Origin of the sequence: Alteromonas sp. ALT199 (assembly GCF_018619335.1) — a bacterium.
Classification (GTDB): domain Bacteria; phylum Pseudomonadota; class Gammaproteobacteria; order Enterobacterales; family Alteromonadaceae; genus Alteromonas.
Map to the genome: position 1 here is coordinate 1 of NZ_JAHHDX010000028.1, position 9112 is coordinate 9112.

Annotated in this window: 13 protein-coding genes; 6 read left to right on the forward strand and 7 right to left on the reverse strand. The window is 43.0% G+C overall.

Features of this window, described 5'->3' with window-relative positions; translation table 11 throughout:
• Nucleotides 1–25 precede the first annotated feature (25 nt).
• Both KL866_RS03270 and KL866_RS03275 read right to left on the reverse strand, forming a co-directional pair.
• Nucleotides 26–445 (reverse strand): hypothetical protein, encoded by a 420-nt coding sequence (locus KL866_RS03270; RefSeq protein WP_311236118.1) that lies wholly within the window; start codon nt 443–445, stop codon nt 26–28.
• A 144-nt stretch (nt 446–589) separates the two neighbouring features.
• On the reverse strand, nt 590–2017 hold the full coding sequence (locus KL866_RS03275) for a PLP-dependent aminotransferase family protein (RefSeq protein ID WP_214993358.1): 1428 nt from the start codon (nt 2015–2017) through the stop codon (nt 590–592).
• Nucleotides 2018–2278: 261 nt separating this feature from the next.
• Between KL866_RS03275 and KL866_RS03280 the strand changes: the two genes are divergently transcribed.
• The 4 genes from KL866_RS03280 (at nt 2279) to KL866_RS03295 (ending at nt 4073) form a co-directional block, all read left to right on the forward strand.
• On the forward strand, nt 2279–2881 hold the full coding sequence (locus tag KL866_RS03280; RefSeq protein ID WP_025255537.1) for a LysE family translocator: 603 nt from the start codon (nt 2279–2281) through the stop codon (nt 2879–2881).
• An 84-nt stretch (nt 2882–2965) separates the two neighbouring features.
• On the forward strand, nt 2966–3304 hold the full coding sequence (locus tag KL866_RS03285) for a nuclear transport factor 2 family protein (protein WP_025255536.1): 339 nt from the start codon (nt 2966–2968) through the stop codon (nt 3302–3304).
• Between the two features lie 37 nt (nt 3305–3341).
• Entirely contained in the window at nt 3342–3722 is a 381-nt protein-coding gene (locus KL866_RS03290) for a VOC family protein (protein WP_025255535.1), read from the forward strand.
• 15 nt (nt 3723–3737) lie between these two features.
• Nucleotides 3738–4073: a hypothetical protein gene (locus KL866_RS03295; protein WP_025255534.1), complete on the forward strand. Its 336-nt coding sequence runs from the start codon at nt 3738–3740 to the stop codon at nt 4071–4073.
• A 63-nt stretch (nt 4074–4136) separates the two neighbouring features.
• On the opposite strand, the gene KL866_RS03300 is transcribed toward KL866_RS03295, so the two are convergent.
• The 3 genes from KL866_RS03300 to KL866_RS03310 form a co-directional block, all read right to left on the reverse strand.
• On the reverse strand, nt 4137–4745 hold the full coding sequence (locus tag KL866_RS03300; RefSeq protein WP_029661434.1) for a DNA-3-methyladenine glycosylase: 609 nt from the start codon (nt 4743–4745) through the stop codon (nt 4137–4139).
• A gap of 27 nt (nt 4746–4772) precedes the next feature.
• Nucleotides 4773–4991, reverse strand: coding sequence for a DUF2945 domain-containing protein (locus KL866_RS03305; RefSeq protein WP_025255532.1), 219 nt, complete (start codon nt 4989–4991; stop codon nt 4773–4775).
• Between the two features lie 155 nt (nt 4992–5146).
• Nucleotides 5147–6031 carry a DMT family transporter gene (locus tag KL866_RS03310; protein ID WP_025255531.1) on the reverse strand — a complete coding sequence of 295 codons (885 nt, stop codon included), beginning with the start codon at nt 6029–6031 and terminating at the stop codon, nt 5147–5149.
• 287 nt (nt 6032–6318) lie between these two features.
• On the opposite strand from KL866_RS03310, the gene KL866_RS03315 reads away from it, so the two are divergent.
• Nucleotides 6319–6768 carry a GyrI-like domain-containing protein gene (locus tag KL866_RS03315; RefSeq protein WP_025255530.1) on the forward strand — a complete coding sequence of 150 codons (450 nt, stop codon included), beginning with the start codon at nt 6319–6321 and terminating at the stop codon, nt 6766–6768.
• A gap of 199 nt (nt 6769–6967) precedes the next feature.
• Complete coding sequence (locus KL866_RS03320; RefSeq protein WP_214993360.1) at nt 6968–7822, forward strand: hypothetical protein; 855 nt, start codon at nt 6968–6970, stop codon at nt 7820–7822.
• Between the two features lie 4 nt (nt 7823–7826).
• Here the strand turns inward: KL866_RS03320 and KL866_RS03325 are convergent, their stop codons facing one another.
• Both KL866_RS03325 and KL866_RS03330 read right to left on the reverse strand, forming a co-directional pair.
• On the reverse strand, nt 7827–8429 hold the full coding sequence (locus KL866_RS03325; protein ID WP_025255528.1) for a hypothetical protein: 603 nt from the start codon (nt 8427–8429) through the stop codon (nt 7827–7829).
• Nucleotides 8429–8848: a DUF3500 domain-containing protein gene (locus KL866_RS03330; RefSeq protein WP_251139810.1), complete on the reverse strand. Its 420-nt coding sequence runs from the start codon at nt 8846–8848 to the stop codon at nt 8429–8431. The genes KL866_RS03325 and KL866_RS03330 overlap by 1 nt, the downstream gene beginning before the upstream one ends.
• Nucleotides 8849–9112: the final 264 nt, after the last annotated feature.

Here is a 9112-nt window from a genome sequence, read left to right on the forward strand (position 1 = left end):
GGGGTCAGAGTACATTTCTGTGGGGTTATTTCACAGGCGTAAATAGGCACAGGCCGTTTTTGTTAATATCAATAGGCGTTTTGCTTATCAAATAAATGCGGGTGGGCGCGGTAACACGCAAAATACCGCCTTCAGCATTTAAAAATTGTGAGGGCAGAAGCACAGAGTTGTCATCATTTTCCAAGTGGCTGGTTTCGGTTTTTATGGCAAAGTGGGATAAGCCGCCGTGATCTAGCCAGCCTAATACGTTGTCTGGTGTCGCAACAAAATGATCGTGCTTTAATACGCTACTGTGTAGCGTTATATTGGCACCGAAAACGGGTTTATTCTCAATCGCCATCTGCGTATTCGGCTTCAAATGTAGACGATATAGCCCATGTGCTTCAGGCACAATTTCATCGTTTGTATCTTTGTTATTCACTAGCGTAAGCATACAAAGTTTCACATGGTAATTCTGATGATTTTATTGTGGTGGACTTATGGTCTAACTGCGTTGATGTGGATCAATCAGAAGCAAATACTGGGCTACAAGCTCTTTTTAAAACGGTGGTCGTATGAAAAAGTGAGCACCAAATATTTGGTTAGTGAACTAGGTTTTTTGCGCATTAAGCAATTCGCCAAGACGTCTGATAGCTTCGCTTCTTTCAGCTTGAGTACTATCATTAAAATTAAAACGCAAACAATGCCGATATTTCCCCGTTGCTGAAAACAGCTGCCCGGGCGCGACATAAATACCATGTTTTTTAGCCTCATCGGCAAGCTTAACGCTGTCGTAACGGCTGTTGAGCTCTACCCACAGCACATAGCCACCTTGGGGGTAGCTAATGCACGTGTCTGAAGGGAAAAAGCGTTTAATGTCTGCACGCAGAGCATCTCGCGCGCTCACGTAGTAATGGCGCATGGCCCTAATGTGTTTGTCGTAGCCACCCTGCTCAATAAAACTTGCTATAGCTAACTGGGGCAAGGTTGGGCACATAGAGCTACTGACATACTTAGCATGTAGTACTTTGTTTCTATAGCTACCGGGCGCTATCCAACCCACGCGAAAGCCAGGCGCGAGGGTTTTTGAAAACGACGAACACAGCAAAACGCGACCGTCTTCATCGAACGATTTTATCGTTTTTGGTCGAGGGTAAGAATAAGCTATATCGCCGTAAATATCGTCTTCGATAATGGCAACGTCGTACTCTCTCGCCAACTCGTATAGCGCTTGCTTTTTTGCATCAGGCATAACGAATCCCTGCGGGTTATTCACCGTTGGAGCGACTAAAATTGCCTTTATCGGCCATTGGTCAAGCGCTAGTTTTAATGCCTCTATGCTTAGCCCCGTTTCAGAGTCAGTGGGGATTTCTAACGCTTTTAACTCTGCGCCCTTTATAGCCTGCATAGCACCGTAGAACCCAGGGGATTCTACCGCTATCACGTCACCAGCACTCGCCACCGCCCGAAGACACACTGATAGCGCTTCTTGGCAGCCAGAAGTCACAATAAACTCATCGCTTTGCAGCACACAGCCAGATGCAGCTGCTAGTCGACTTAGCTGCTTTCGCAGACTCTCATCACCCTTTACGTCACCGTAAATCATGCCATCTAAGGCTCGATGTTTGGTGAGTTCATGCATTCGCTTTATCAAAGGTTTCAGTGTTTTCGCTGTCATGTTGGGCATGGCATGTTGAAACTGACACAGGGTTTGAGTGTCATTGTCTTTGTTGAAGGTGTTCAGCAAGGTATCTAGCACATCCTCCCATTGAGACACGTCCATGGGACGTTGCGGAGGCTTGGTCATACGCGGGGTATTGTCCATCGACGCGTTACGGGCAACAAAATAACCTGATTTAGGTTTTGCTTCTACCAGTAGCTGAGCTTCTAACATACGATAGGCTTCCTGCACAGTAGCAATACTTACTCTATGCTCTGCTGACAACTGCCTTACCGAAGGTAGTTTGTTTCCCACCTTAAAAACACCACGTTCGATCTGGGTTTTAAGTTCATTGGCTAATGTTTCGTAGAGCGTCATCGTAACCCTTTTGTCATACGAAGTTGTCTGCATACAGATAACTATATCTCAGTTGATAGTTGCTTTTAACCATACAGATTGAAAGAATTACGCCCATACAGACGTTAATGTTAATTAACTGTATGGCCGTTTTTTAATATTTTTGAGTATGATGCATACAAAAATATGACTGTATTGTGTTGTTGAAACACAAGCGTTTGGTTAACCAACCTTGCTTTGAACCACACTACGCGTTGCTTAGCTCAACACATAAGGACTGTCATGGACACATCTCTTCTCATCGCACTTGCTACATTTGCATTTATCAGCACGGTAACCCCCGGCCCAAACAATATGATGCTATTAGCTTCTGGTGCGCAATACGGCTATAGACGTTCACTGCCGCACATGCTGGGTATTGTGATTGGCGTTGCAGGGCTAATGGTAAGCACATTGCTAGGAATTGGTGCGCTGTTCAACCTATTCCCTGTGCTGTACAGTGTGCTTAAGGTACTAGGCGTTGCATACCTGTTATGGCTAGCATTTAAAATTGCTACTGGGCCAGTGAATGAGATTGAAATTAAATCAACCAAACGACAGAGGCCACTTAAATGGTGGGAAGGGGCATTATTTCAGTTAATAAACCCTAAAGCGTGGATGATGGCGTTAGCAAGCGTAGGCACATTTTCATCGCCTGGCGAGCACTATACGGAATCTGGCATTGCAATTGTTACCGCCTTTGCTGTAATTGGGTTTCCGAGCATATCGATATGGGCTGCGGTAGGCGCGAAAATTCGCGTGTGGTTGAGTTCGCCTATTAGAAGACGACAATTTAACCTCACTATGGGCGCGGCCACAGCTGCAACCTTGTTTTTAATTGTGTAACGTTTGTATTAACTTGGTGCTAGCTCTTACAAAAAATCGACTAGCTAGTGTCTCTTAAAAAACTTGATGAAAGGAACGCGAATAATGAATTTGGTCGGTAACTTCATTCAATACCTTAATGCTTATGAAAAAAAGAACTTAGACAGTATTTCCGACATGTTTTCAGATAGCATCGCACTACGTGATTGGAAAATTTCGGTACAAGGTAAATCTCTAGCAATCGACGAAACACGTAAAAACTTTGCGAACGCAGACTCAATAGAAATACACGTGCTATCAACCATGACAAACGATAATATGGTGTCTGGAGAGCTTAAAATTGTGGTAGATAAAGCAGAAACATTATTTGTTGTCGATGTCTTAACATTTGATGAATACGGTAAAATTACCGCTATTCATGCTTATCTAGGGCGGGAAGATTAAGGCAAATTGCAGTAAAACCAGATAGGAGCAAGCCTTCATGGAATTGAATCAAGTTACACTACCCGTTACTAACATGGTTGAGGCGGTTGAATTTTACCTCACCCTTGGGTTCACTCAAATTGTTGATACACCGCATTACGCAAGGTTTACTTGCCCTGAAGGCACCTCTACTTTTTCACTCTCATTAGAAAGCGAAAGCGTACAGAATCACAGCGTGATTTACTTTGAGCATGAAGCGTTAGACGAGCTATATACATCGCTTGTAGAAAAGGATATTCATTTTGAGCAACCGCCTACTGAACAACGTTATCTTTGGAAAGAGGCTATTTTAAAAGATCCATCTGGCAATAAAATAAAGCTTTATTGGGCGGGGGAGAACAGAGTAAACCCGCCTTGGAAAGTAGAAATTAATCGGTAAACATTGAGAGATGCAGTGACAGAACCTCAAATAAGCGTGCATTTTCGATTAACAAAGTTAGATGCCATGCAGGCGTATACGCTAAAAAGAGAAATTGAAGGCGCTTATTTTATCAAGCGCGAAGGGAATGTTGATGACCAAGAACCTGGTGTTTTTGTCGGCATGGTGCCTTTAAAAGAAACGTTGTTTGATGAACTCAACGACTATGTTATACGCCAACAAATTCAGTACGATGACTGTGATATTTTTGTAGAAGCAAAAAATACTGACGGCAATGTCGCAGTACCGAGAATTGTGAACAAACTGCTTAAGTATATAGACTGTAAGCTGACCTATGCCCTGACAACATAGCTTCATGGCCGGCACAAATTTAAGATGGATATGATGTAAAGTATGGAAACACATCAGCTATGTTCATCCACGCTGTGTTAGCGTGAACCGCCATGGTAGGGTCGTATCATCCCGTGTGCCTTGCGCTTCACTTTTATCTTCTTTTGCGTAATCTATGCCTATACGAGGTGCGCTGACAATACTTTCGTCGGAACTAAAATCGGCGTTGCTTTCAAACCAAACAGTATTGTTGTTGAACACAGGTTCGCCATTTAGCGCTGGTGTTAACGCCAAGGCCTGCGTTAGCTTCGCCGGACCAGAGCACAAATCGTTCAGTGATTTTTTACGTCCTCGACGTGCCTGCATAGTGTCAATGCCGGTGGTAGGTCTAATTCCACGAATAAGCACTGAATCTGCATAGCCGGGTTTGTTAGTGACGATATTAAACATGCTGTGGTAGCCGTAAACGGTGTAGATATAGGCTATGCCGCCCTCTTTTTCAAGCGTTGCTACAGAGGAGGGGCGGCGCAATAAATGTTTTTGCATTGCTAGGTCACGGTTGCCACAATAAGCCTCAGTTTCAGTGATCATACCTCCGGCAAGTACACCATCGACCCTGCTAAAGAGAAAATTGCCAACAAGCGACCTTGCTATATTAACCACATCGCTGTCAGTGAAAAAAGAAAGCTGCATTTTTTTCAAAGTAGATAGAAAGGTAAGTTACGACGATTTCTTAATTTCGCTGTGAGACTTTAAAACCTTACTACCGTCGTCTTGTTCAATAAGGTAGGCAGGGTCACTGTCGCTTGCTTCACGCTTTACCGACGACCCTTTTATAGTGCGTTCAACATCGCTAGTAAATTTCTCTCTTATATTGCCTGTGGCACTGCCGTTGCCCCATTCCCATTCAACTTCTGTTTTTACGGCGTAGTGTTTCATCATCATTCCCTGTAGCGTTGGTTTTACTATCTATGTAGTGTTAAACGGGGAAGGTAGCCGCTTAGTTCATAAAGCATTACAGCACAAAGAGTTTGGGTAGAGAAAGGAAAGGCAAAAAGTAAAGTCAATAGAGTCAGACAATTGAGCTTGAAACCCTAAGAAAGGGTCTCAAGCTGTTTTTGTGTGGGAACTTGTTTCTGTGTAGCGGAACTCCCAGCGGTAGCTATCACGACCAAAGCCACTGCAAACCACTGAGATAGCGTAAGGGTTTCATCAATAATTATAAACGCTGCTATAGCTGCAACTGCAGGCTCTACGCTCATCATTATACTGAAAGTTTGCTTAGGCATGTTGCGCATAGCACTCATTTCTAATGTGTAAGGTATAGCAGATGAAAAAATACCTACGGCGCAGCCTATTAGAATAGCTTCTGGAGATAGTAGGGCACTACCTTGACTGACTACGCCAATGGGTACCACACAAATGGCGGCCACTAGCATACCTAAGGTAACCGTAATGCCGCCTGAACCTTCGTTGCCTGTTTTGTTACCAAATACAATGTAACCGGCCCAAAAAGCGCCAGCGGTTAGCGCTAGCATTACGCCGACAGGGTCTAAGCTTTGTGCCGACGCGCCGCCAATATCCGGAAGTAATAAACAAACGCCAGCAACAGCTAAAATAGCCCATGCAAAATCGCGTTTTTTTCTTGCGCTAAAAAATGCAACGGCTAATGGCCCTGTAAACTCAAGTGCTACGCCTATGCCCAGAGGGATTCTAGCAATGGCAAGATAGAAAATGATATTCATTGCCCCTAGGCAGGTACCGTAAATAATGACGTTGCGCCATCCTTTCGCACTCAAGCGCGCCCTCCAAGGTCTGAAAATTAAAGTCAAAATTAAAGCAGCGAAAAATGCACGCAGAGCGCTGGTGCCCTCAGGACCAGCAATAGGAAATAGTTGCTTGGCAAAAGACGCACCTGATTGAATGGTTATCATGGCTAAGAGTACTGCGACTATGGCAAGTAAAAAACGTTGATTCACAATATATTACAACTTTGAAGGGACAGAAATAGATTATATTTATTCTAACAGTGAAATGCTCGTTGATAAGCGGAAAGTATCAAAAAATGAGCTTGATACGAGCTCAAACCTACCTTTATATTGGTGTTTACATGATCATAAAAACAACTTATTTTGACGTTTCGCGCATTGCTGCGCGATAAACGTATTGTTTTTACGATAAAGCAATATAGTGGCGTAACATACGAGCATTATGGCGGTAACAAAATCACTAGCTTATCCAAGCAACCTGTAAAAGGAACATTGATATGGAAATTAGGTATCTTTCTTCACCGTTAGAAGTTAAAGGCTTCTCGGTGGTTACCAATAACGAAGCAGAGTTTTCTCAAAACGGAAAGATCCCAGGTTTATGGCAACGGTTTGATAACACGATAGCTGTAGACTATAAAGGCGGTGAACGTGTGTATGGGGTGTATTTTAACTATGAAGATGATCACACCGGAAACTTTTCGGTGTTGGCAGGTTTTGACGGTAATAATGTGCCTGAAAATATAAACGCTGAAAACATTACCATTCCATCAGGGAAGTACCTTGTTTTTACCAGACAAGGAGAGATGCCTCAAATTGCCATTGATGCCTGGAGCGATGTTTGGCGATATTTTACTCAAGGAAGTGCTGATTATGAAAGAACGTTCACTGTAGACTTCGAGCACTACGTGAACGGCAGCCATATTGATGTTTACATAGCGGTAAAGTAGCGCTTTTAAACAAACCAAAACGCGTTGATATAAATGCCAGGCTCTAAAATTAGTTGCCATAGCTGACATGACCTATACTAGAACGTAGATGAAAAAAATGTGACCTTACAATTCTCTTATTGGAGTGTTTTTGGAATACACGAAGTCGGTACTTCAGATACTTACTATCTGTTGACGTACCCTCTTTTAAGGATAGTAATTGCATACACTTACTCAATTACACATCGATATCGCTCGAAATGCGACGGACGATTTCAACCTATTTCATGACCCTATGCGGTGGCAGCATATATTGGATAACCCGTTTCAAGGTACAATAGCGCTTGGGTTCCAACTTGGCCTATTTATAGAAACGCAAATAAATCAAGACGCATCTGCGATAAGACCAAGGCGATACTCTGTTTATGAGTTTACCTTTGTTAACCCGGCGAAAGAGGGGGACGGACTAAGCTTAACGATTAAATCTGCTCGTGTTTCCAGTTCTGAGAAAGGCGAGCAAGAGTCGCAACGTTTAATTTTAAAAGCGTCAGGAAAACCTAGCTTAATCGGCTTTTATCGCCAGTCAGACTACCTGTCTGTTACTTCCTCGTTGTTAAAATACAGCAAAGACCAGATTTCAAAGATGAAAGACCGAACGCTGTTAGATGGCAGTGTTTTTTTAAAGCGAAAGTGGATGATTGTTGGTAACGTTAAAAATTACCTGTTAAGCGCTTTCGCCGATCAAGTACAGTATGTTGACGAGTTTGCGAATAAGGTCCGTTTTCCACAGTTTTACCCGCTTTCCTTGATGTCATCGGCAATGTTAGAAAGGGCGCAGGCCCTAAATTACGACTTAATTCAAAACCCTATGATCTATGTTTCGCAAAACATGTGCATCGATAACCAGCAATTGGCACAACTTAAAAGCAACGATTGTTTAAACATACTAGTTGCGCCTATTGAAACAGATCCCAGCCATCTTACCTGTGCTGGATGGGTGAATAGTGAATCTCTACTTTTCTGTGCAGAGGTGAAGCTTATGCCGTTGTCAGAGATGCTAAAAGCAAATCAGTAAAAAGTTAGCGATGTGGTGACAACAAGTGAACGGTTGGTTTGCCGTCTGCTTCGCTATAAACAAAGTCGACCAGTTTTATTTTACGGTTCTGCTTGTCTTCATAAAACACAGCTACTCTGTGACTTCTTATCTCGTGCAAAATAGCGTCGAAATGCAGCGCTACAGGAAAAAGGCTGTTGTATGTTAGTGCATTGGGGGCTAGTGCAAATTGCACTTCAACTCGCCTATAGTGGCCAACGTGTTCGTTGAACCTATCGTTAATTTCAATTGAATGTAAGCTAGGGGGTATGAACTGGTTTTTTTGTCCTTCGTTTACCGACTTGACCTTAAAGTGTTGGTTGAAGTAACGAGCTAGCTGGTTAGCTTCGTTACTAGTCAAATCACCTAAATTAGATGCACTTTCAACAAACTTTAGGTGCGGCGCTGCAATTACAAATTCTTCCAAGGGAAAGCTCAACGTTATTCCCGTTTTTGAGTTTATGTCCTTAAAGACTAACTCGCTGCCAGGCAATGAGTGTGCGCTAACTGAAAACGCAAATGCGACGAGGCTGTAAACAAAAGCGTGACTGAAACTGGTAAGAAACTTATACGGTTTTACAGTTATCACTATTTCTGCCCGCCATAATCGGTCTGCGTATCACGCCAAACCGAATGAGGATGGTTACCTGGTTTATTTGTGGACTTATTAGACTGCATTGAGAATTCTATCCATAGAGAAGGGCCGTGAACGCGTACATAATCGTCTTCAGCATTTAATGCTGTGGTTCCAGAAAACCCTATCACAGTGCTATCAAACGCATTCGCGTATTTCTCCATGTATTTTTTAGCCTCGGTTTCATTGATATTCCCAACATAGGTATAAATGGCTTCTTTTAGTAAAGAAACTTGTTTCTGGGACAAAGAGGACACCGCTAAACCTTCTTGGCTATCGGGAATCGCATCATCGGCTTGGGGACCTGCGATAATATCTCTGTAAGTCCCTTTTAACTTCGCTTTTTCTCGCTGTTCGCTAGTGAGTAAAGTCAACAATTTTGCAAACGCATCGCGTTTTCACTGGCAGCCTTTTGCAAAATCGCTTTCACAATACCCCTTTGCTCGATGGAAAGTTCACCCAGAAATATACCGGGGCGGTCGGGGAAAGCACCGGCGGGTAAGTTGCTCCAATTTTTCGCTTGTTCCACAGAATATTCAGTTTGAATCTGCTATATACATTCATGGGTAAGTTTTCCTGCACTGTTAGTGCAACCTAGACACTGAAGTGCTTCATTAAGAATATTCGATGTATTTAGT

Coding starts and splice junctions, on each gene's coding strand:
- KL866_RS03315 (WP_025255530.1), top strand. CDS start 6,319: ATGGAAATTAGGTATCTTTCTTCACCGTTAGAAGTTAAAGGCTTCTCG.
- KL866_RS03280 (WP_025255537.1), top strand. CDS start 2,279: ATGGACACATCTCTTCTCATCGCACTTGCTACATTTGCATTTATCAGC.
- KL866_RS03275 (WP_214993358.1), bottom strand. CDS start 2,017: ATGACGCTCTACGAAACATTAGCCAATGAACTTAAAACCCAGATCGAA.
- KL866_RS03290 (WP_025255535.1), top strand. CDS start 3,342: ATGGAATTGAATCAAGTTACACTACCCGTTACTAACATGGTTGAGGCG.
- KL866_RS03300 (WP_029661434.1), bottom strand. CDS start 4,745: ATGCAGCTTTCTTTTTTCACTGACAGCGATGTGGTTAATATAGCAAGG.
- KL866_RS03285 (WP_025255536.1), top strand. CDS start 2,966: ATGAATTTGGTCGGTAACTTCATTCAATACCTTAATGCTTATGAAAAA.
- KL866_RS03305 (WP_025255532.1), bottom strand. CDS start 4,991: ATGAAACACTACGCCGTAAAAACAGAAGTTGAATGGGAATGGGGCAAC.